This is a genomic window from Chthonomonas sp., assembly GCF_035294165.1.
Lineage (GTDB): Bacteria > Armatimonadota > Chthonomonadetes > Chthonomonadales > Chthonomonadaceae > Chthonomonas.
Window position 1 is genome coordinate 1 of the sequence record NZ_DATGLN010000063.1, and the last position, 22,124, is coordinate 22,124.

Annotated in this window: 19 protein-coding genes and 1 tRNA gene; 13 read left to right on the forward strand and 7 right to left on the reverse strand. The window is 56.0% G+C overall.

Features of this window, described 5'->3' with window-relative positions; translation table 11 throughout:
* Nucleotides 1-28: 28 nt before the first annotated feature.
* The 6 genes from VKV29_RS02835 to VKV29_RS02860 all read left to right on the forward strand — a co-directional run bounded on the left by VKV29_RS02835 (nucleotide 29) and on the right by VKV29_RS02860 (nucleotide 6,203).
* A complete protein-coding gene (locus VKV29_RS02835; protein WP_324199785.1) occupies nucleotides 29-877 on the forward strand; it encodes a phytanoyl-CoA dioxygenase family protein in 849 nt (282 codons plus the stop codon).
* An 18-nt stretch (nucleotides 878-895) separates the two neighbouring features.
* Nucleotides 896-1,306 carry a hypothetical protein gene (locus VKV29_RS02840; RefSeq protein WP_324199786.1) on the forward strand — a complete coding sequence of 137 codons (411 nt, stop codon included), beginning with the start codon at nucleotides 896-898 and terminating at the stop codon, nucleotides 1,304-1,306.
* Nucleotides 1,303-3,111 (forward strand): alpha amylase family protein, encoded by a 1,809-nt coding sequence (locus VKV29_RS02845; protein WP_324199787.1) that lies wholly within the window; start codon nucleotides 1,303-1,305, stop codon nucleotides 3,109-3,111. The genes VKV29_RS02840 and VKV29_RS02845 overlap by 4 nt, the downstream gene beginning before the upstream one ends.
* Nucleotides 3,108-3,857 (forward strand): DUF1080 domain-containing protein, encoded by a 750-nt coding sequence (locus VKV29_RS02850; protein ID WP_324199788.1) that lies wholly within the window; start codon nucleotides 3,108-3,110, stop codon nucleotides 3,855-3,857. Before VKV29_RS02845 ends, VKV29_RS02850 begins: the two co-directional genes overlap by 4 nt.
* A 33-nt stretch (nucleotides 3,858-3,890) precedes the next feature.
* Nucleotides 3,891-4,754, forward strand: coding sequence for a thioredoxin fold domain-containing protein (locus tag VKV29_RS02855; RefSeq protein WP_324199789.1), 864 nt, complete (start codon nucleotides 3,891-3,893; stop codon nucleotides 4,752-4,754).
* Between the two features lie 513 nt (nucleotides 4,755-5,267).
* A complete protein-coding gene (locus tag VKV29_RS02860) occupies nucleotides 5,268-6,203 on the forward strand; it encodes a DUF1559 domain-containing protein (protein WP_324199790.1) in 936 nt (311 codons plus the stop codon).
* Nucleotides 6,204-6,280: 77 nt separating this feature from the next.
* Here VKV29_RS02860 and VKV29_RS02865 read toward each other — a convergent pair whose 3' ends face one another.
* Nucleotides 6,281-8,155, reverse strand: a complete 1,875-nt coding sequence (locus VKV29_RS02865; RefSeq protein WP_324199791.1) for a chloride channel protein — start codon at nucleotides 8,153-8,155, stop codon at nucleotides 6,281-6,283.
* Nucleotides 8,156-8,914: 759 nt separating this feature from the next.
* Between VKV29_RS02865 and VKV29_RS02870 the strand changes: the two genes are divergently transcribed.
* Nucleotides 8,915-9,436: a MarR family winged helix-turn-helix transcriptional regulator gene (locus VKV29_RS02870; protein WP_324199792.1), complete on the forward strand. Its 522-nt coding sequence runs from the start codon at nucleotides 8,915-8,917 to the stop codon at nucleotides 9,434-9,436.
* Here VKV29_RS02870 and VKV29_RS02875 read toward each other — a convergent pair.
* Together VKV29_RS02875 and VKV29_RS02880 are read right to left on the reverse strand one after the other, a co-directional pair.
* Nucleotides 9,405-9,884, reverse strand: coding sequence for a DUF4149 domain-containing protein (locus VKV29_RS02875; RefSeq protein ID WP_324199793.1), 480 nt, complete (start codon nucleotides 9,882-9,884; stop codon nucleotides 9,405-9,407). The two genes, VKV29_RS02870 and VKV29_RS02875, sit on opposite strands and share 32 nt — an antisense overlap.
* Nucleotides 9,885-9,886: 2 nt before the next feature.
* Nucleotides 9,887-10,474 carry a DUF1858 domain-containing protein gene (locus VKV29_RS02880; RefSeq protein ID WP_324199794.1) on the reverse strand — a complete coding sequence of 196 codons (588 nt, stop codon included), beginning with the start codon at nucleotides 10,472-10,474 and terminating at the stop codon, nucleotides 9,887-9,889.
* Nucleotides 10,475-10,640: 166 nt separating this feature from the next.
* On the opposite strand from VKV29_RS02880, the gene VKV29_RS02885 reads away from it, so the two are divergent.
* The 4 genes from VKV29_RS02885 to VKV29_RS02900 all read left to right on the forward strand — a co-directional run bounded on the left by VKV29_RS02885 (nucleotide 10,641) and on the right by VKV29_RS02900 (nucleotide 15,707).
* Complete coding sequence (locus tag VKV29_RS02885) at nucleotides 10,641-11,972, forward strand: DUF1015 domain-containing protein (RefSeq protein ID WP_324199795.1); 1,332 nt, start codon at nucleotides 10,641-10,643, stop codon at nucleotides 11,970-11,972.
* Nucleotides 11,972-13,969, forward strand: a complete 1,998-nt coding sequence (locus VKV29_RS02890; protein ID WP_324199796.1) for a beta-galactosidase — start codon at nucleotides 11,972-11,974, stop codon at nucleotides 13,967-13,969. Before VKV29_RS02885 ends, VKV29_RS02890 begins: the two co-directional genes overlap by 1 nt.
* 47 nt (nucleotides 13,970-14,016) lie before the next feature.
* Nucleotides 14,017-14,097: transfer RNA gene (locus tag VKV29_RS02895), tRNA-Leu, on the forward strand.
* A gap of 218 nt (nucleotides 14,098-14,315) precedes the next feature.
* Nucleotides 14,316-15,707 carry a replication-associated recombination protein A gene (locus VKV29_RS02900; RefSeq protein WP_324199797.1) on the forward strand — a complete coding sequence of 464 codons (1,392 nt, stop codon included), beginning with the start codon at nucleotides 14,316-14,318 and terminating at the stop codon, nucleotides 15,705-15,707.
* Nucleotides 15,708-16,785: 1,078 nt separating this feature from the next.
* Here VKV29_RS02900 and VKV29_RS02905 read toward each other — a convergent pair.
* Complete coding sequence (locus VKV29_RS02905) at nucleotides 16,786-18,765, reverse strand: dehydrogenase E1 component subunit alpha/beta (protein WP_324199798.1); 1,980 nt, start codon at nucleotides 18,763-18,765, stop codon at nucleotides 16,786-16,788.
* 265 nt (nucleotides 18,766-19,030) lie between these two features.
* Between VKV29_RS02905 and VKV29_RS02910 the strand changes: the two genes are divergently transcribed.
* Together VKV29_RS02910 and VKV29_RS02915 are read left to right on the forward strand one after the other, a co-directional pair.
* Nucleotides 19,031-19,471, forward strand: a complete 441-nt coding sequence (locus VKV29_RS02910) for a DMT family transporter (RefSeq protein WP_324199799.1) — start codon at nucleotides 19,031-19,033, stop codon at nucleotides 19,469-19,471.
* Nucleotides 19,472-19,498: 27 nt separating this feature from the next.
* Entirely contained in the window at nucleotides 19,499-20,377 is an 879-nt protein-coding gene (locus VKV29_RS02915; protein ID WP_324199800.1) for an NAD(P)-dependent oxidoreductase, read from the forward strand.
* Here the strand turns inward: VKV29_RS02915 and VKV29_RS02920 are convergent.
* The 3 genes from VKV29_RS02920 to VKV29_RS02930 are packed head-to-tail and all read right to left on the reverse strand — an operon-like array spanning nucleotide 20,298 to nucleotide 22,000.
* Nucleotides 20,298-20,624: a hypothetical protein gene (locus VKV29_RS02920; protein ID WP_324199801.1), complete on the reverse strand. Its 327-nt coding sequence runs from the start codon at nucleotides 20,622-20,624 to the stop codon at nucleotides 20,298-20,300. The two genes, VKV29_RS02915 and VKV29_RS02920, sit on opposite strands and share 80 nt — an antisense overlap.
* A gap of 25 nt (nucleotides 20,625-20,649) precedes the next feature.
* Entirely contained in the window at nucleotides 20,650-21,357 is a 708-nt protein-coding gene (locus VKV29_RS02925) for a Crp/Fnr family transcriptional regulator (RefSeq protein WP_324199802.1), read from the reverse strand.
* 13 nt (nucleotides 21,358-21,370) lie between these two features.
* Nucleotides 21,371-22,000 carry a methyltransferase family protein gene (locus VKV29_RS02930; protein ID WP_324199803.1) on the reverse strand — a complete coding sequence of 210 codons (630 nt, stop codon included), beginning with the start codon at nucleotides 21,998-22,000 and terminating at the stop codon, nucleotides 21,371-21,373.
* Nucleotides 22,001-22,124: the final 124 nt, after the last annotated feature.

Genomic DNA, 22,124 nt, shown 5'->3' on the forward strand with positions numbered 1-22,124 from the left:
AGAGACTTGAACGCGGGAGGTTCCCGACATGCGAACCGAGCTTACAGACGAGCAGATCGCTTTCTATCGGGAGAACGGTTTTCTTGTTATCGAGAATTTTTTGGATGCCGACGAACTTCAACTATGGCGAGAGGTTACGGAGGAGGCTGTAGCTCAGCGCTTGGAGGCGGCCGGCAAGGCCGGTTTCAGCCCCGACAGGCCGGAGACGCTGGCCAACCAGGCCGACCCCGATGCCTACTATGCCCAGGTTTTTGTGCAGTGCGTACGCTTGGCGGATACCCACGAAGGTATGGCCAAGTTGATGCTGGATGAACGCCTCGGCAAGCTGGCGGGCACGTTGGCCGGAGTGGATGGTATTCGTATTTGGCACGATCAGGCGCTCATTAAACCTCCCTACGGCAACCCAACCGCATGGCATCTGGACGTCCCCTATTGGTCGTTCTTCTCGCGCGATGCCCTGTCCATATGGGTTGCTTTGGACGACGCCACCCTTGCCAACGGTTGCTTGTGGTACCTTCCCGGCACACACAAGCTGGCCACGGAGAAGAATGTGGGCATCGGGCATAACATGGGGGAATTATTCAAAATCTACCCGGAATGGAGGCACATCGAGGCCGTGCCGGCGGCCTGTCCTGCCGGCAGCGCCGTATTCCATAACGGGCTTACAGCCCATGCCGCAGGAGCCAACATGACTCCGCGCCCGCGTCGCGCTATGACCTGTGCCTACATGCCGGATGGTTGCCGTTTTAACGGACAGCGTAATGTGCTTCCGCCAGACTATTTCGCCTCGCTTAAGGTGGGCGACCTGTTGAACAACGACCGCCAAAATCCTCTTATTTGGAGTGCGAAGCGGGAGGCGGCTGCCGGCATATCCTAAGGAACGCGGGAGGAGGTTTTGCAGCAGGACATCTATCGTTTTTGGGGAACCATCGGGTTCGTTGTTGGGATGCTGATTGAGCTGGTGGTGGCGCTGTTTTTATCGAGCGGCACGCATCAAGCTCTGCTCAACCCAACAACCGGGCGGCCGGATGTCTCTGTGGTTCCCTTCTGGCAGCTCTCCCTCCTCCCCCTCGTTTTATCGTTTATAGGCGCTTTTATTACCGGCATTGGCGCCGTCACTCTGGTTCGTGCAAAGGGGTTTCCTCCGGTTTTAGGTGGGCTGTGCTTTATTCCCCCCACTCTGGGCGTCGTGTGCTACTATCTTTATCTTACCGGCATCGCGGTGGTCTGCATTTTGCCGCGTCGTAAGGTAATGTGGGGTGAGACCCCCAAAACTCCCTCTGAAACCTCCAAGAAAGAGCCATGAAGTTCGGCATAAGAAGCCTTTTTGCGCTGCTCGGCGCCCTTCTGCTGTGTGTGGAGACAGCCTGTGCTCAGGAGATACCCGATATCGCACGCCGAATTGTAGGCGCTATCGGCGCTCAAGAGCGCATGTTGTGGGTAGATGGAACGGCCAATATCACACGCACCGTGATGGTGAACGGTCATCCAGAGGTCGTAGACTACTCCACAACGCAGGCCGGCGTGGAGGCCATTGTAGCCCATTGTAAGGCAGCACACATTAACACGCTCATTATAGATGTGAAGCCGTTGGCCGGCCTCACGCTTTACGATAGCCATGTGGCTCCCAGAATGCAGGTATGGCAAGGGCACCCGATCCCCAATTTCGATATCCTGGCGGCATTTGTGCAGGCCGGCCACCAGGCGGGGCTACAAGTGGATGCCGACATCAACATCCTCAGCGAAGGGCATAAGTACTACCAGGTAGGCCCGGCCTATACGCACCCGGATTGGCAGTCGGTGACCTACACGGTGGACCGCGGCCTCATCGCGCCGGACGGAGGTCGCCTTCCGATCTATGTTGAGGGCGAGCCTTCTGCCTCCAGCCGCGCCAAGGTGCTGCCTCAAGATACGACGGTGCTGTCGCAGGAGGCGGAGGCCATGGTGGGATTAGAGACCACCGGCAGCGATCTGAACAACCCCTCCAATGCGCCCTCGAACACTGCCGTTGGCCAACAGCTCAATCTGGTGATTGATAAAGACGACCGTGTGACCGGTTTTGTGGATAGCGCCCTTTTAGGAGATAACCCGTTGAGTGCGCCGGATGAAGGTTACCTTATCTCGGTGACCCGGGCCTCCGATCAGCAGTGGATAGGGGCGCACCTCACCCCGGGGTCGGTTGTCAGGTTCGACCTCCAGACGCCGCTGGTGCCTATCGCCCAGGCGGCCAACGAAAAGGTGGCCTGCTTTGTGAATCCGCTGAACCCGACCGTTCGTAGCTATGAGCTGGCGATGGTGCGCGATATCGTGAGCCGTTACGATATAGATGGTTTTGTGCTCGATAGATGCCGCTACGCCGATTTCTACAACGATTTCAGCGATATTACCCGCCGTGCTTTCGAACAATACATCGGGCATCCGGTAGCCCATTGGCCGGAGGACATCTATCGGTTCTCTCCGCACCCAGGTGACCCCATCATCCCCGGTCCCCTCTATTCGCAGTGGATCCGGTTTCGTGCGCAAACGATGCGCGATTTCGCTGCCGACGTGGTGCGGACGGTGCACGCGGTCAAACCGGGGCTGCCGGTGGGAACCTACGTTGGCTCTTGGTACCCGGCCTACTATCCGGTAGGGGTCAACTGGGGCAGTCCGTGGACGCCATTGCACTATAGTTGGTTCCCCGACGGTTACCCCGATACGGGCTATGCCGAGCTGTTTACGTGGGTTTCTACAGGATGTTATTATCCGATTGCTACCGAGGAAGAGGCTATACGCCAAGGAAAGAGCAGAGACCTTACTGTGGAAGGGGCAGCACGCATCTCTCGACTGGCTTTGGCGAACGGCACCCTGCTCTATCCGGGAATCTACGTTCCCGACTATGAGGGACATCCTGAGGAGATGATTCGCGCTCTTCAAGCGGCCGCACGCCAAGGTGAGGGATGGATGATCTTCGATCTCTCCTATATTGACCAGTTCAATTGGTGGCCTTATCTCGAAAAAGCCTATCCTTCCGACGCCCTGCCTCCCGAACGATTACCCGAACTACTTACAGCCATTCGCAGTGCACGTGGCGCACTGCCACCACCCAACGAAGGAGAGGTTCGCCAATGAAACGTTTCGTCCTTTTGTTTGTCGTGCTTTTCATGCTGAGCGGCTTGGTACTGAAGGCTCAGGAAACACCGGCCAAGAAGTTCATTCCACCGCACGGCCCCACACACCCGGTGCCGCCGCCTCGCAACGCCATTGTGTTGTTCGACGGGAAAAACACGGATGCTTGGACTCAACTCGATGGCAGCCCGGTGAAATGGGATTTAAGCGATGGCATCCTTACCGTGAAGCCTGGAACGGGCAATATCATTACCAAGCAGAAGTTCGGCGACTATCGCCTGCATGTGGAGTTTCGGATTCCCTATATGCCCGACGCGCATGGCCAGGCGCGGGGCAACAGTGGGGTCTATAACCAAGGCCTGTACGAGGTACAGATTCTCGATTCGGTGAACAACCCCACCTACTTTGCCGGGGGGTGTGGCGCCATCTATGGTCAGCGCGACCCCGATGAAAACGCGGCGCTTCCGCCGGGGCAGTGGCAGTCGTACGACATCATCTTTCGTGCCCCTCGATTCGACTCCAATGGAAACCTCATCGAAAAGCCGCGAATCACCGTAATATGGAATGGGGTCAAGGTACACGATAATGTGGAGATACAAGGCCCCACCACAGCAAGCCTGCCTGGGCCTATGGTGGCCACCGGGCCTATTATGCTGCAAGACCATGGCTGCCCCGTGAGTTTTCGGGACATATGGATCGTGCCGCTGAAAAATGCCCTGCCGAATCCACCTAAAAAGGCTGAAAAATGAGGGGAGCGATGGACTCGCTCAGGAGATAAGAGGATGCTTCGTCGTATCTATTTTGGAATCGCGCTTTTAAGTCTATGTTTCAGCTATCAGGCGGCTCGGGGAGCCGGTATCTCCTGGTCACACTCTCTTAAGAGTGCCCTGATAAAGGCGCGCAGCGACCACAAGTTGGTGATGTTGGACATCTATACGGATTGGTGCTATTGGTGCAAACGCCTCGATAGCGATGTCTATCCGCAATCGGTTGTGGTAAAAGCCGCTCGGCAAGTGATACCGGTGAAGTTGAATGCCGAGACCACACAGGAGGGGCGTGCGGCTGCTACCCGTTATGAGGTGACAGGTTACCCAACGGTGCTTTTTCTAGATGGGCAAGGCCAAGTGGTTGGGCGTATTGGAGGGTATGAACCGGCTGCAAATTTTGCTGCGGATGTAAACCACATCGTGATGGAGTATCGGCAACTCCCCGGTTTAGAGAGCTATGTGCACTCCCATCCGAGCGATGGTGCAGCCGCGCTGAGGCTGCTGCATATCTATGTGGAGGCCGGGCGGCTTAGCGCTGTGGAACCTCTTATCGCGAGGATTCGACGTGTAGACCCGAGCGGATCGAAGAATCTGCTGGCAGAGGCGCTGCTGTTGGGAGGATCGGCCTACATTCATGCGGGCAACGCAAGCCGTGCCGCAACCGATTTTAAGGAGGCCGCCCAAAAAGCCCATATCCCAGATATAAAAGCCGAAGCGCATATGTACCTAGCGATGCTTTATGCAGCCCAGAGCCAGCTGACTCCTGCTGCCGCGCAGCTTAAAGCGGTTTTGGCCATCCAAGGCTGCTCCGCCGAGATGCACCGGGCGGCTCAGCAGATGTTGACCCAGATTCAGGCGGCTCAGTTACAAACGCATTAAGAGGGAAAGCACCCGCTACAGAGAATCGCTACAGAGAATCTTTATTGCCGGTCGAAAAGACCTAAGAGTAGGCTTATTTGTCCCCCCTCTCCCTGTAGGTGGTGGAGTAGTGCACTGGCACCCCATGTCACCTCGAAGCGAAGCTGAGAAGTCTTTCTCATTTCATTCTCACTGAGGGGGAGGGCGTCGGCCTTGAGGGGAAGGGCGTCGGCCTTGAGAAAGTGTCGCGTGCAGCGCCGTCGTTCTTGAAGAGCCGATGATACGATTGTCATTTCGAGCCGAAGGCGAGAAATCTTAAGTTTCAATCCCCTCCAGTCTCCCCCTTAAAACAAAATTCATCAAATCTTAATCGCCTCTTAACATCTGCTTAATCTCCTCTTAACATGGCTTTGGCATAATACCGTTCGAGGAGCAAGGGAGGTCAAATAACGGAACTCGTGTGCTCCTCATGGCTAGAGGATGTCCAACATATCATGCAAATCAAAAAATTGCGTCTCAAAGGAGATCGGTTCTATGAAGCGTCACACTCGAAACGGTTTTACACTAATCGAATTGCTTGTCGTTATCGCGATAATAGCGATACTGGCGGCGATTCTGTTCCCTGTTTTCGCGCAGGCTCGTGAAAAAGCGCGCGCAGCATCTTGTCTGTCGAACCTAAAGCAGATCGGTTTGGCCACAGGCATGTACGTGCAGGATTACGATGAGTATTTCTATCCGCACCGGTGGAACTCCGGCCCTGACAGCAACCCTTTCCTGCAAGACCCTGTAGGTAACGCGACCATTACCGGTGCAGCCCGCAACAAAACCTTCTGGATCAGCCTGCTTTACCCCTATGCTAAAAACTACGACCTCTGGAAGTGCCCCTCCGCGCCCAACGTTTTCGTAAAATGGAACACGGATGGAGCCAAATGCGGTGGCTCCGATAACAACACGGCAGTTGGCTGTGGCGGTGTGGGTTACGGTGGGCAGAACAGCTATGGGCATAACGACGCCTGGATGAGCCCTGCCGGCAGTTATGCAACGCTCTACGGTGGCGCCGTTGCCGTGGTGGCGGATGCGGCAGTGCCTCGCGTGGCCTCCACGGTGCTTGTGGTAGATGCCTCCTACTACGGTGCCGTGCCCGATGTCTGCAACGAATCCGGACTTTGGCAGGCAAATAAGGCGAACGGCAATGAATGCAGCTATGTAACCAACCAGGGAGCCTTTTACGGGCACTACTGGAAGAACATCGGGAATGCCCGTTGGAGCTGGACGGGAGGAGAGGCCGGACCTTACGGCGGTGCCGCCGGGGTGCAGAAAGCCCTCAACGACGGCCCCTCCCGCCATAACGGCATAATGAACGTGCAGTTTGTGGATGGTCATGCGAAGGCCATCCCCTACAAGGAGCTTATCGGCGATGTCTGTCTCTGGACGACCGATGCTGATGGCCCGCACCCGGCATGCCAGTAGTTCTTAGCGTTTCGCTAGATATCGAGGGGGCACGTTATAACGTGCCCCCTCTTGCTCCATGTAGGCGAGGGAAGAGTTTATCGCGTGGTAGGTGCGACGCCGGTTTTGCGTTGGTTGCTACGGTAGATGCGCCACCAGCCGGGTTGAATCTGCTGTTCCTCCTGAAACCTGAGGAAACGCGCTTTTAACACCTCCGCGCGGCCCAGATAGCCCACGAACTGCCGCGGGTCTTCGCGTTTGACCACCGGAAGGCGACCTATATCGTGCAGAAGTATCTTCTCCATAGCCTCGTAGACCGTCTCGTCTTCATAGGTTACAACGAGGTTTTTGCTGCTTGCGTCGAGGACGGTGAGATTTTCATCGGATGGATTCTGTTCCAAAGCACGTAAGATGTCGCCCCTAGTCAGCATTCCTACTAACCTTCCCTCCGAATCCACAACGAGGAGAGCGCGATGCTTATGCAGTTGAGGATCGGAGGTAGTGCCTATCTCTCGGGCCAGCTCGGCGAGATTTTTTTCGGCGGGTATCACGCCGGGGGTACGATCCATCACCTCGCCGACCTTTACCTGTTGCAGCACGTCGGCCTCGTACTCCTGGGGGATAGTTAAGCCGCGTCGCGCCAACTTCTCGGTCATGATGGTGGTTTCACGTAAGAAGAAAAGCACGACGCCGTCGGCAATGGCGCTGACGATCATCAGCGGAAGGATCGAGCCGTAGTTGCGTGTGATCTCGAAGCCAAACAGCACAAAGGCAAAGGTAGAGCGAGAGGCTGCCCCGAAAATGGCTGCCATGCTGACCACCGCAAAGGCACCGGGTGAGAGGTGCGCCACAGGATAGAGATGGTTCATGGCGATGGCGTAAAGAGCACCTAAGGCGCCGCCCGACATCAGCATGGGGGCGAGAAGCCCGCCGGAGGTCTCGGAACCCAACGAGATCAACAACGCCAGGCTTTTGAAGATAAGAATGATAAGCAAAATAGATACCGGAAGTTGGTTGTTGAGGATGGCGGTGATGTTGCCGTAGCCCACTCCTAGAATGCGTGGAGCGAACAGACCGATGATCCCTAAGATAAGCCCGCCGATGGCAGGTTTCCAAACATCGTCTATGTGCAGATGGTCGAAGAGGTCTTCAAACCAGTAGAGTGCCCGTGTGTAAGCGATGGCGGCCAGCCCGCAGATGGGGCCTAGGAGAACGTAGAAGGCAAGACCGTGGAAAATGTTGAACTGGATAGGCCCCACTTTGAACAACAGTCCGGTGTCGAGCAGTTGATAGCGCACAATGGTGGCGATGGCGCTGGCAATGGTGACGGGGATGAAGGAGCGCGGTTTAAACTCAAAAAGCAGCAGTTCTATGGCGAGGATAACGGCGGCAATAGGCGTGCTGAAGATGGCCGCCATACCGGCAGCCGCTCCACAGGCGAGCAGAACCTTGCGTTCGGCGGGGGTTGTGTCTATCAACTGCCCAACTAACGAGCCTACGGCTCCGCCGGTCTGGATGATCGGCCCTTCGGCTCCGAAAGGGCCGCCCGTTCCGATGGCTATGGCCGCTGAGAGAGGTTTCAAGATGGCCACCCGCGCCTCCACCTTGCTGTGGCTTGTGACGACGGCCTCCATCGCTTCGGGAATGCCGTGCCCTTTGATCTTGGGCGTGCCGTATTTGGCCATCAGCCCTACCATAAGCCCACCGATGGCCGGAACCAGAACAAGCCACGGCCCTAAGGTGTTGGAAGTGATGTTGGGCAAGGTGAAGGCCACTTTATGGTAGAAAACGACGTTGGTAAGCAGGGAGATAAGGTCATAGAGAATGTAGGCCACAAGGGCGGCCTGTACGCCGATGATAACGGCGAGTGCGGTCATCATCCAGAGACGAAAGCCGCGTTTCTGTAGCCTATTTACTTCGTCGGCATCCGCAGTTGTTGGCGCTAAGCCGTTGCTTGATGAGCGATCCTGCATCTGATCCCTTATCGTTTTGATGGTTGATTTTTTTGATATTATACCCCATTATGTCGTATTAAGACATAATGAGTTGGGATGGCTGCGTAGAGACATGATGTGGTGTAGGCAAAACTATCCGCGCGAACATATGGGAGGAAGACGAGCTGATTGTTAACGACCACGGCCTAAAGGCAAAGGCTTGCCCTCTCAAGTTGTGAGCAGCAGGATTTCGGGGTTGGTTGACGGCGACCCATGAGGGAAAAGGTGCTGAGGGGAAGGGCGTCGGCCTTGAGGGGAAGGGCGTCGGCCTTGAGGGGAAGGGCGTCGGCCTTGAGGGACTACTGATGATACGACTGTCATACCGATCCTCAGGCGAGATAGACGCCTGTCATTTCGAGCCGAAGGCGAGAAATCTTATGTTTTTAATCCCCGCCATTTCTAAGAAGAAGGGGTGGGACTGCAGAGACTGCCGATCTTGTGGCTCTAGAGCTAGTCCTCAAAGCAAGCCTGCCTTGTACGCTCCCTATCTCGTCCTTTCGTCCTCGCGGACAGCAACGCTGCGGCCAGAGAAAGAGATGAGTAAGAAAATGAACATACGCCGCAGAGGTACTTGGTTGGTTTTGAACCGGCAATGTTTATGGGCGTTGGATGTTCATGGGGAAGTCTACACCACATCCATCGTAAAAGAAAGGAGGAGCGAACGGGGGGATAACGCAACTTGGAAAGTTTTCTGTCAGTCCAAAGGTGATAGGCCCCTTGTTTTAAGATGAGGAGGAGATGAACCAGAATTCAAATCGGTTTACTGAGGCGCTTGGAAAAGAGGACTACGAGATGCTTTCCTCTTTCCGGTACACCCTGCGTCGTTTTTTGAAGTTCAGCGAGCAGGCTGCCGCATCGAAGGGATTAACACCACGCCAGCATCAGGCCTTGCTTGCCATAAAGGGCTATCCGGGGCGCGACTATGTGACCAACGGTGAGCTAGCCGAAAGGCTGCAGATTCACCATCAGAGCGCTGTAGGCCTCGTTAATCGGCTGCAGAGGATGGGACTTGTGGAGCGCGTCGCTGCAACCGATGATCGGCGAAAAAGCTATATACGGCTGACACGCCAGGGGGCGGATATTCTCGAACAACTTACCGCCGCCCACAAGCGTGAGCTAATGACCATCGCACCCCATCTGGAACTGCTCTTACGACATCTGCAGAAAAGCCAAGACTCTCCATCTCGACACGCCGAGGTTGAAGGGCCTGCTCGGTGGGATGGGCAATCTAGTGAGGATATGCCCATAAAGCAAGAGTAGCAAGACCCAACAGCATTTTCAGCAGGTCAAGTCCCGAATAGACTTTATGAAGGCGGCCTATTTTGGCGAATCGTGGATCGGCTGGGTCGCGGTTAACGAGGTCAAGACCGCGTGTTAGCGCCGACATGCGCGGCCTTACCCACACCAACTGCACCAGGGCAATAAGCCACATGGCTGCCACCACTTCGGTTGCAGTCTGTTCTAGGGGAAGAACGCTTGGCCGGATATGGGGAAGGAGGAGGGCATTAGCCAACAGCAGAATGGCTCCGGCGATCACCTCCAATTTGTTAAGGGCGGCAAAAACACGCCGTCCGATGGCAACCACCTGATTTCTGTTGACTTCCGGCACGCGAAAGCGGATGGGCGTTTCCACAAAGTCAATGACGATCAGGCCCCCAAGCCAGAGGGTTAGGGCCAGTTGTCGCACGAACAGCAGGCTCCAAGCCATCGCTATATCTCCTTGTTCTCTCGATTTGGGCGATAGAAGTAGGTAAACCACTCGCGTTGACTGCGTTGTTCTGCCCAACTTAAGAAGCCAAACTTCAGTGCGAGGTCGCGCAGGGGGATGGGGTCGAAGGGATGGCGTATAAGCAGAATCTGCTTCTCGTCCTTTAGGGCCACCAGCTCCTTAAGTATGGTGGGCAGAGGGTCTTCTTGACGTTCGTCGAAGGGCATGAGGTCTAGGAAGCGTATAGAGGGGTGGTCATCGGCAAGGTTTTGCAATTCCAACGGCTTTTGAGGCAGGTTCACCGGCTCTGCTTCAAAAGCCGTTTCTGGCAGCGTTTTCAGCTCTTCGGCGATGGTGGAGGGGTCTTCCCCGGCTGCGAGGTTCAAAATGAAGAGAACCTTTGCTAGCGGCAGGCCGGCAATGCGTGCGGCCTGCTCTACGGTGATGCGGTTGCTCATGGCTTTGCGCAGGATGGGGTTTCGAAGCCTTTCAAATTCCGGTGTTAAACCGGCCACGGTATTTAGCATCGCATCGTTGATTTCCAACACCTTTCTTATCTTCATATCGGGTGGCACGCGCACGGCGGTCATCCCTCCTCGGCGCAGGATGTTCGTTAGGAATTATACCATCTATTTGGATGTTTTTATCCAATATTGGCTCTCGCGTCATAGACATGCTTGCTGCCCTAGGCGAGAACGAGAAAGGCCTTTGATGCGCTAAAATAAACTGACATTTTTCGAAGGAGCGCGATTTCCCTTGGCCACCATTCAGCCCTTTCGCGGGGTGCATTATGACCCGCAGCGAGTAGCCCTTTCTGAGGTTATCTCGCCGCCCTACGATGTGCTCTCCGCAGAGGAACAGGAAAATCTCTATCGAAAAAGCCCCTACAACATCGTGCGGCTTATTCTCAATAGAGAGGAGCCGGGGGATAATGAGCGAGCGAATCGCTATACACGGGCTGCCGCCTTTTTACAAGAGGCATTACGAGCCGGGGTGCTGGTACAGGACGCACAGCCGTCCTTCTACACCTATCTTCAGCGATTTCCTCATCCTCTCCAACCCGGACAAATATGTGAACGCCAGACGTTGTTTGTTGCGCTTAAGCTTGAGCCTTACGAAAACGGCGTGGTGCTTCCTCATGAAGAGACACATACAAAGGCCAAAGAGGATCGGCTTCGGCTTATGCGGGCTACAAAGGCGAATCCAGAGCCAATTTACGGGCTTTATGAAGATGCGGATGGGGCAATAAGCACCCTGTTGAAACAGGCATTGCAGCCGGCTTATCCTCTACTTACAGCGGCTCTGCCCAGTCCTGTTAAGCCCGACGTCCTCGAGGAGCATGTTGTTTACGCCCACAACGCCCCCGAGCTTTTGCAGTCTCTTCAAGCACAGTTCAGCCCGAAACGCATCTGGATTGCAGATGGTCATCATCGCTACGAGACGGCTTTGAACTATCAACGAGAGCAGGGTGGGCCTTCCACTCCGCCTAAGCCGCACGATTTTATTCTCATCGGCCTAACGGCTTTTGAGGATTCGGGGTTGGTGGTGTTGCCCACACACCGCTTGGTGAGAAACGTGGCTTCGGAACGGCTTGAAACGTTGGGACTGCTATTGGAGCGGCATTTTCATGTGTTCCCTATGGAGCTGGCTGCGTCGAGAGGCTGGTTGCACGAGGGGGCGGATACGGAACGCAAATTCGTGGTGGTGTTGCCGAATAAGGCGTATGGCTTGAGGCCTCGTATGGAGGTGTTGCCGGAAAACATTCTGCCGGAGACACATAGCGAGGCCTGGCGACGTTTGGATGTGAGCCTTCTGCAGGTGTTGGTACTTGATCGCACGTTAGGTATCTCCTGGCAAGACTTGGCGCACACAGAGGACATTGCCTATACCCGCGATGAAGAGGAGGCTGTGCGGCTTGTGCAGTCTGGTGCATTTCAGCTAGCGTGCTTGCTTCGCCCACCCAAAGTATGGGAGATACGCGATGTGGCGGCAGCCGGCGACAAAATGCCCCAGAAATCCACCTACTTCTATCCCAAACTCTACAGTGGTTTAATCCTAAGATCGTTCCCCCTTGAGGAGAAAGAGTGATGTATTTTGGAAACGCCTGGTACCCAGAGCATTGGCCGGAGGAGCGCTGGCCGGAGGACGTGCGCCTGATGCGCGAGCTGGGTATGAACGTTTGCCGCATTGCGGAGTTTGCCTGGTCTACCATGGAGCCGATTGAGGGGAACTATCGGCTGGATTGGCTAGAACGTGCGGTGGACTTACTGCACCGCAACGGCATCGCCGTTGTGTTGGGCACACCTACTGCAGCACCGCCCGCTTGGCTGACCCATCGGTACCCTGAGACGCTAACCATTTTGCCCAACGGGCGCCCAATGCAGCACGGCAACCGCTGTCATGGCTCGCCGAACAGCCCGGTGTTTGTTAAGTACAGTAGGCTTATTGTAGAGCAGATGGCCAAGCGTTTCGGCAAGGATGAGCGGGTGATCGGTTGGCAGATAGACAATGAGTACGGCCATGCCGACTACTCTGAGGAGGCACGACGCCAGTTTCATGCCTTTCTCAAGGAGCGTTATGGCTCTTTGGAGGCGTTGAATGAGGCTTGGGCGACAGCCTACTGGAGTCAGTCCTACGATAGCTGGGAGGAGATTCCTCTTCCGATAGGCCCTCACAATCCGGGCCTGATGCTGGATTTTCGGCGTTTTGTAACCCACACATGGCGACGCTTTCAGAAGGTACAGGTAGACACCATTCGTGCCCATGCGCGGCCGGATCAGTGGCTCACCTCAAATTATATGGGGTGGTATGAGGATTTTGACCACTACCTTTTGGCCGAAGACCTCGATATGGTGTCATGGGACTGGTATATCGGTACGGGACATCACGATTATCTCACGACAGGAGCTTTGCATGACCTCACGCGGGGGCTAAAGCGTCGCAACTTTTGGGTGATGGAGACTCAGCCGGGCAGCGTGAACTGGGCGGGCATCAATAACGTGCTGTATCGCGGGGAGGCGCGGGTAATGGCTTTTCATGCGGCAGCGCATGGGGCCGACGCGCTCCTTTATTGGCAGTGGCGGGCGGCTCCGGGAGGACAAGAGCAGTTGCACGGTTGCCTTATCGGTGCCGACGGCAAGCCGCGCCCATTCTACGAAGAGGCCAAGGAGATCGGTGCCGATTTTGCTAAAGTAGCAGCCTTCATTAAAAACACGGAGATAAAGAACGAGGTTGCTCTGCTTCACTCCTACGACGCTCGATGGGCAGTGAATTTTCAGCGTCATCATCGCGACTTCGACCCAGTGAACTATCTTTATCAATGGTATCGCCCGTTGGCCGCACGGCAAATCGGGGTGGATATTCTCCGGCCTGAAGCGGAGCTTGCCGGCTATCGCGTCGTGGTCGCGCCGGTGCTTATGGTGCTATCGGAAGAGGCTATTCAGAACCTCGTGACGTATGTGGAGCAGGGAGGCGTGTTGGTATTGACACCGCGTTGTGGTCAGAGAGATATTCATAATCGTCTCTATCCTTATCTGCAGCCGGGGCCGTTGCGAGCGATCGCCGGAGTCGAGGTAGAGGAGTACTATGCGTTAGACGAGGAGGTGCCGGTGCGGGTTGCCTTTGGCGATTTGCTGGAGGGGAAAGCACGTATTTGGGCAGAGCGCTTGCGCCCGTTAAGCGACAAAACGGAGATTTTAGGCCACTATGGTCTCTCCAACGGCTGGTTGGACGGACGCCCGGCGCTCGCGTGGCATCCCCATGAAAACGGTGGCGGGGTGCTTTATGTGGGGGCTTGGTTGGAGGAGGCCTTACAGAAAGCCCTCATAAATTGGCTGGTTTCTAGGGCACATCTTCAGGCGAGCTACGGCGATGTACCGGAGGGGGTTGAGGTGGCGAAGCGCATGGCGCCGGATGGCAGCCGAACACTCTACTTTGTAATCAATCACACACGCCGTTCGCACGCCCTACCGACAGTCGCTCCTCTACAGCCGCCTCTCACCGACCTTATCTCTGAGGCACGTTTCGAGGAAAGCATTCCTCTGGCGCCGTATGAGGTACGCCTTTTTGAGGTGAAATCGGTTTGAAACCTTCTGCTTTTGAGTGCTATACTTAAAAAGGATGTCGCTTCTAGGCCCGGGTGGTGGAACGGTATACACGGGGGTCTTAAAAACCCCTGCCGCAAGGCTTGCGGGTTCGAGTCCCGCCCCGGGCATGTGTCTTTCCTCTAGTATTGCGCAGAGCACTTGTGTTGCCCCAAAGTTCCGTTGGAGTACCCACTTCGAGTAGACCTCTTGCGTGCCACATAGGGCGGAAAGGTTTGATGGGTTGTTTTTGAGGCTCAAGCGTTAAGATTGTCCTACACGTGGTGTCTCATTTCGAGCCGTGCGGTGCGGAAAAAGGTAGAATAGGCTCTGAGCAGGAGGAGAACAGATGGGGTTTTCGGAAAACAGCTCGCAAGGCCCTCCCCTTTTTCAAGAGGAGGAGTTGCGATCTCAGCCCAATATGGGGCAGCAGGAGATAGGGGGGCGAACGCCGCTGGCAGCTCGCATGCGCCCGCGCTCGTTAGAAGAGTTTTTGGGTCAACATAAGATCGTCGGGGAGCAGGGGCCGCTGCGCCAAGCCATTTTAAGGGACGACATCCCGTCGGTTCTCTTCTGGGGGCCACCGGGCTGTGGAAAATCCACCTTGGCGCAGATTATTGCACGTACAACGAAGTCTCATTTTGAGAGCTATAGCGCCCTCACGTTAGGGGTAGCCGAGGCACGTAAAATCGTCGAGACAGCGCGTCGTTTGAGGCAAGTGGGTAGACGGACGATTCTATTTCTCGACGAAATTCACCGATGGAATCGAGCACAGCAAGATGCGCTTTTAGAGCCTGTGGAAAATGGGGTTCTGGTGCTTATCGGCGCTACCACCGAAAACCCCTACTTTACGGTGGCAGGCCCGCTGCTTTCCCGAATGCAGCTCTTTCGTTTTGAGCCATTGGAGCCTCAGACTCTCTATAGGCTTCTCGAACGCGCCCTTCATGATGAAGAGAGAGGCCTCGGTTCGCTCTCGATTGTGGCAGAACCTGAGGCTTTGGAGTTACTGGCCGTCAACGCGCATGGCGATGCGCGTCGTGCGCTTAACGCTTTAGAGGCCGTTGCCACGCTACTTTCGCCCGATGCAGAGGGCCGAAGGCATCTTACGATCCAGTTTGTGAGGCAGCATCCGGAGGCCTTCGGCTACGACCGAAGCGGCGACGAACACTACAACACCATTTCGGCGTTCATCAAGTCGGTGCGTGGCTCCGACCCCGATGCCGCCCTCTACTGGCTTGCCAAGATGCTGGAAGGTGGCGAGGACGTCGGCTTCATCGCGCGGCGCCTGCTCATTCTTGCTGCGGAGGACATCGGCAATGCCGACCCGATGGGGTTGGTGGTGGCCTCGGCGATGGCTGAGGCTGTGGAGCGGGTGGGGCTGCCTGAGGCGCGCATTTTATTGGCCCAGGCTACCACCTATCTGGCGGCGGCCCCTAAAAGCAATGCGGCCTATTTGGGCATAGAGCGTGCCCTGGCCGAAATACGTGCCCATGGAGCAAAACCGGTTCCGGCGCATCTGCTAGATGCCCATTCGGTGGAGGGGCATTTTATGCAACAGCCCTATCTCTATCCGCACGATTACCCAGGCCACTATGTGGAGCAGAGCTACTTGCCCGATGGCGTACAGGGACTTCCTTTCTATCAGCCGACCGAACAGGGCTATGAGGCACAGATAAAACAACGGTTAGAGGCAAGGCAGCATCATAAGCGGCCTTTGGATGAGGAACCACCGACTGCCTAGTTTTCTAATGGTGCCGGTACTCTGGGCCGACGTGTTGCTTCCTCTTTTTTGTGTTCTGGTTAGAGGGCGTGCTCACTCTCTAACGAGGGGTGGGACTGGTGAGGCTGACAATCGCACGGTTCTAGAGCCAACTGGCAAATTCAGCCTATCTTGCTCGCCCCCTATCCCATCCTTTCGTCCGATTCGGGATGTGCTAGCGCACGGCGAGGCAGCGGCCAGAGAAAGAGACGATCAAAGGGAATCTCTCAGGCTGCTGAGGCGGAGGGCGTCGGCCTTGAGGGACAGGGGGTGGGGCTTGAGGAGCAGGTGCTATGCCTGTCCTTTCGAGCCGAAGGCGAGAAATCTTGTGTTTCCATTCCCACCCGTTCTGAGGACGAGTGCGTGTGCTTTGAGGGGTAAGGGGTGGGGCTGCCAATACCGAGGGGCTAGGGGCAGTTTGTACAGCAAGCCTGCCTTGCTCACCCCCTATCCCTTCCTTTCCCCCTATTAGGGAGAAAGGAGGCGGTTGTGGTTAGTTGTTAAAGGAAAGTTTATCAAAGTAAACCGAAAGGTGGCTGACTGGTCTGCCCATTGGGGAGGGGGCTAGGGTGAGGGGCTGTAGGGCTAACGCTTGAGGGAAAGGCGCAGTGCGCAGCACCGTCGGCCTTAAAGAGCCGGTGAGATAGACGCCTGTCATGTCGAGCTGACGGCGAGATGAACACCTGTCATTTCGAGCCGAAGGCGAGAAATCTTGAGTTTCAATTCCCACAAGCTCTGTGGGGAAGGAGGTGGGGCTGGTGAGGCTGTCAGTCTCGATGTTCTAGAGCCAGTTAGCAAAATGAGCTTATCTTGCTCGCCCCCTATCCCATCCTTTCGTCCGATTCGGGAGGTGCTAGCGCACGGCGAGGCAGCGGCCAGAGAAAGAGACGATCACGGGAACTGTGCTGGCCGCAAAGGTGCCGTCTGCGAGGATGCTCACCGCGAGGTGCCCCGCTACCCAGTGGGAGGGTAAGACAAGCTTGCCCACTCCAAATTTAAGGATTAACCAAGAAACCGACGGTGGGTAGAGGTTGCCGGAGGCTAGACATTCGCTCCAGCTCTATTCGAGGGTAGTTTGGATGGCCTCTAAAACCCGCTGCAGATCGGGCAGAACGGCGTACTCCAATTGTGGGTTGAAGGGAATAGCCACATCTTCGCGTGCCACGAGTTGGGGTGGAGAGAGCAACAGATTAAACCGCTCGGGGCGCGACACCATCTCTGTGATAATACACTGCCCGAAGCCTGTGGTGCGCGAGTCCTCGTGGACGACCACAAGCCGCCCGGTTTTACGTAGGGAGGCTTCGATGGTGGCGTAGTCGCAAGGAACGATGGTGCGCAAGTCAATGATCTCAACCGACACATTTTCTGCCTGGAAGTGTTCGGCAGCCTGTTCGGCAAGCTCCAGGCAGTTACCCCATGTCACCAAGGTAACGTCTTCGCCGGTACGGCGAATGGCGGCACGGCCAAAAGGCAGCGGTTCGTGGAACGGGGTGAAGGAAGAGCGTTTTCGAAAAATGTGTTTCGGAAGAAGGAAGAGGGTGGGATCGTTGCCATGAATGGCCGTCCATAGAAGCGCTGCGGCATCTTCGGGGGTGCTGGGAATGGCAATTTGAATGCCGTGAATATGCGCCCACATGCCCTCATTGCTTTCGCTATGCCATAGTCCCCCGCCGGGAAGATAGGCGCCGTAGGGGGCAATGAAGGTAAGGGGGCACGCCCAGTCGCCACAGGTGCGCCAACGTAACGACGAGACCTGAGTCATGAGTTGGTTGAGTGCAGGACAGATGAAGTCTATAAACTGCAGCTCGAAGACCGGGCGCCAGCCAGCCGCAGCCAACCCAACGGCGGCTCCTACAATGGTGGCTTCAGCGAGGGGCGAGTTGAAGACGCGGTCGGGGAAACGCTGCGAGAGGCCTTTTGTCAAACCAAAGACTCCGCCTTTTGGGTCTTCGATATCCTCCCCGAAGAGGAGGACTTTGGGGTTCTCTTCGAGGGCTTTCAGAAGCGTTTGATTCACGGCGTTCACCATGGTAGTGGTGCCGGTGATCTGTAGAGGAGGGAGAGTTGGCGTAGTCGGTGGGCCGAATAGGTGGTAAGTGACTTCGGCAGGGGAGGGATCGGCGGCCAATTCGGCCACACGATAATCTTCGTCCACTTGGTTGGCGATGATTTCGCGTTCTGTTTGCCACTCCTCTAAGGTCAGTTGGCCGTCTTGAATAAGGCGTTGGGCCAACAGCTCGATGGGGTCGCGTTGAGCCTCTTCTTCAAGCTCTGTTGCATCTCGATAGATGCGCTGGTCATCGCTGCTGGTATGGGAGCAGAGCCGATCGAGTTCGCACCAGAGGACGGCAGGCCCTTCGCCTCGTCGGAGCCGTTCAAAAACCTGTTTCCCTACGGTGAACAGTTGAAAGGGGTCGCGGGCATCTAGCTTTACAAGGTGTTTCTCGCCGAGCACGCCAAGCCGATACGGAAAGAACTTTTCGGTTGGGGTGCTGATGCCGTAGCGATTATCTTCGATAACAAAGGCAACGGGCAGACGCTCTTGGATGGCGAATGCGAGAGCCTCGTAGAACTCGCCCTGCCGGGTAGCCGCATCCCCAAGGCTAACCAAAACAATGCGATCGCTTTTTTCCAGACGCAGCGCCCACGCCATACCACAGGCGGGCAGACATTGTGAGGCAGTGGGGGTGGCTACGGAGAAGATGTGGCGTTTTCGGTCGCTGTAGTGGCCGGGCATTTGTCGCCCACCGCTGCTGCTATCTCGCTTTGCAAAATAGGCCAGGGCCAACTCGTAGTTGGTAACCCCCCGTGCCAACGCCATCGCACGATCACGGTAGTAGGGAAAGAGATAGTCATCGGGCCGGAGTGCTAGCACCAAAGCGGCGAGCGCCTCGTGGCCGGAGCCCGAAACTTGAAACCATCCTTTTCCTTGACGAAGTAGAATGCCCTCGCGGCGATCTCCCTCGCGCGCAAGAACCATAAGATGTAGGAGAGCACGGGCGGGTAACGCCGTCTCCTGTGGAGTAAGGGTTAGCTCCATAGCTTGCTCCCAATGTTGTGGCCAGATTTTGAATTGTACCGGGTCTCGGTTTCCTCGTTGATACGCCTTTTGGGCGGTTCGCCTATTTAGTTTCGTTTTCTAGGGAGAGATTCCTGCTTTTTTAACCGTTTTTCCATAAACGCAGGCCTTTTGGGCCTTTCTACTACTCCTATACGTCCTCTACGGAGGCGCCGTTAGAGGTTTTTGCAGAGACAAGGCGAAACACGCCTCCCTCAAGCGTATCCGTAATGGGAAGGAGAGCTAAATGAAAATGTTAGTATTGATCGCGTTTGTTGCCGGAGGCCTACTTGCGATTCAGGCCGCTGTAAATGCGAAACTGGGCAGAGGGTTGGATAGCCCTCCTATGGCAGCTTTTGTCTCGTTTGTAGTAGGTCTCATCGGGTTACTAATCTATCTTACCTTTTCGCGCCCTGCTTTGCCAAGTGCCGGTGCGCTCTCCCAAATCCCCTTATGGGCTTGGATGGGGGGGCTGTTGGGGGCAGCCTATGTGGTGGTGACGATTGTGGTGACGCCCCGTGTTGGAGTGGCGACGCTGACGGGCTTTGTGGTGGCCGGTCAGCTGTTTGCCTCTCTGATCCTCGACCATTTCGGCTTGTTTGAGCTGCCAAAACATAGTCTTTCTCTGGGGAGGCTGTTAGGCGCTCTGCTGCTACTGGCAGGGGTCGTTCTCTTGAAACGGTTTTAAAATATCCAGAACAAGATAGGAGGTTCTATGGAAACTATCGGGTTTATAGGTTTGGGGCGCATGGGCGCTGCCATGGCCGCAAACCTGCTAAAGGCCGGTTACCGTCTGTGGGTGTACAATCGAACACCTCAAAAAATGGAGCCGCTTGTGGCTCAAGGTGCCATAGCGGTCTCACATCCGTTTGAGGTGGCGGAGCCAGGCGGCATCGTAATAACGATGCTCACAAACGATGCTGCCCTCGATGAGGTCGTTTTAGGTGCTCAGGGACTGCAGGATCGGCTGGGTAAGGATGGGATACATCTCTCGATGAGCACCATCTCGCCGCAGACTTCGCGCCGTTTGGCGGAGCATCATCGGCGACATGGGGGTTACTATGTGGCGGCACCGGTATTCGGACGCCCGGATGCGGCCGCAGCGGCGAGGCTCTGGATCGTGTTATCGGGGCCTGCGGCGGCGAAGAGACGGGTTCAGCCCGTGCTTCAGGCCATGGGACAAGGGCTATTCGATTTCGGTGAAGACCCCGGGGCGGCCAACATCGTGAAGCTTGCCGGCAACATGCTTATCGGTGCGGCCATTGAGGCGATGGGCGAAGCCTACACTTTAGCCGAGAAGAACGGGGTTTCACGCGAGGCGATTCATGAGATGATCTCTTCAACCCTTTTCGCCTGCCCGGTCTATCAGAACTACGGGCGCATGATCGCCCAACAGACCTACGAGCCGGTAGGGGCTACGGCATCCCTGATTCGTAAGGACATGGAGTTGGCGCTGCAGACCGCATGGGCGAGCCTCGTCCCCATGCCGGTTGCCGATCTCGTGCATAATCGGCTTACAGCACGGATGGCTCGCGGACGGGGTGAGGCCGATTGGGCGGAACTGGCTCTTGAAGTATCTGAGGGACGGAGCTAGGGCCTAGCCAGATATAGCAGGCAACGCGGCCATCAAGGCTGGCCGGCAAACGATCTTCCTGCTCAAGAACGACCTCTCGACCGGTTTCAAGTTGGCGGTAACGGCCGGGTATCACCCGTTGGCCGGCAAGGTAGATGGGGCGTCCGGTAAGGGCGTCCACCTCAAGGCCGACGCCGGAGTCCCCAGAAACTCGCAAGATTTTCTGGGGCAGGGTGCCCTTACCCTCCACAAACTCCTGTCGTGGCATGCTTCCATACCTCCTCTTTCAAAGGCTAGGTGGTAGTGGTCGCATGTTCCTCCTGTTCCTCTGCACTATTTGCGATCGCTATCAACGCTTCTTTGTCGAGCACTGTAAGCCACTTATAAGGCCGTTGAAAAATACCTTGCTCGCGCCAACGCGAAAGCACATCGTACGCCAGCTCGTGGTTGCAGCCGGCCAGGTCGGACAGCACTAAAAGAGACGGTGGAGGCGGCGGGACGACAAGCAAACGTCCCTGCCCCTCTATCGAACTGCTTTGTGCGATAAGCAGCAGCGCGGAGGCCAAACGAGCCTCTAAAGGTCTAAAAAGCAAATGAAGTGGATGAGTCTGTAAAGTTGTTAAAGATAATCCGATAAAACACCGGACGGTGATAGGAGGAAGCTCCCACGTGGCCGCCCTGCGCAAAAGGGTGTTTCGGTCAAGGAGCACCCCTTTACAGCCGTCGGCCATCGCGATGGCCTGTTCCGTTCCGTCGGAACCATCTCTTTTTACGGAAAATGTGCCCACAACTTCACCCGGATTTAGCACCTCTACGGTAAGGGACGAGTGGTTTGGCAGCCGGCGCACTATGCGCATATGGCCGGAGGTCACGATAAACGCCCTATCGCTAGGGGCTTCCCATGGCGTATTAGGTGGGAGCCAGAGCGTTTGGTTTTCCTCCTCCTCAGGGGTTAGCAGCAGCCGATAGGGATAGAATTTGAGGTACCAAATGGGGTTCATCGTGTTGCCGCTCCTACAAAAGGATCGTCCAATAGAGCAAGCATACGAGAACGGCCAGCACCAGCATTCCCAATGTTCCTCGCTCACTGCGTAGGGCGACCGTAGGATAGAAGCGATGGATGCAGGGAGGTGTAGAGTTTCGGAATCGCGGCCACCATCGCCCTACTTGGGCGGTGTAAGCGTCATATTCAGAACCGAAAACATGGCGCAGGTGCTGCTCTTCCCACAGCACAACGAGATGGTAGTAGCCAAGTGCCAAAGGCAGGAGGATGGGAAGCCAGAACCAACGCCCAAGCAGCCCAAGAAGACCGGCAAAGAGGAGCAGATTGCCGACGTAGAGAGGGTTGCGCACAAAGCGGTAGGGACCGGAAGTAATGAGAGGAGCAAGACGTCCATGGCGGGTTCGCGTGATGGTTCCGGCGTAGCCAACGGCCACAAAGCGAATGGTTTCGCCTAAGGCGATCAGAAAAACTCCCATGGGAATGTTGAGGATTAAGTTTGTTTCTACGCCAAAGGGGATGGCGAGAATGGGCAAGAGAAATAAGGGCAGCCAGGTTCGCCGTTGAAATATCCAGGCGCCCCATTCCCGGGGGGGACGATGAAGCACTCGCGCCGTAGTGGCGCGTAATGAGAAGTTCGACATACGAAAGCACTCTCTCCTTACAAAAATTTCGTACGGTCGGCGCCGAGGTCGCTGCATAAAGGGGGAAGCACTCGGCACGATGCTGCTCTAAAAGTAACTACGCCCGAAACTGGAGTACAACTCC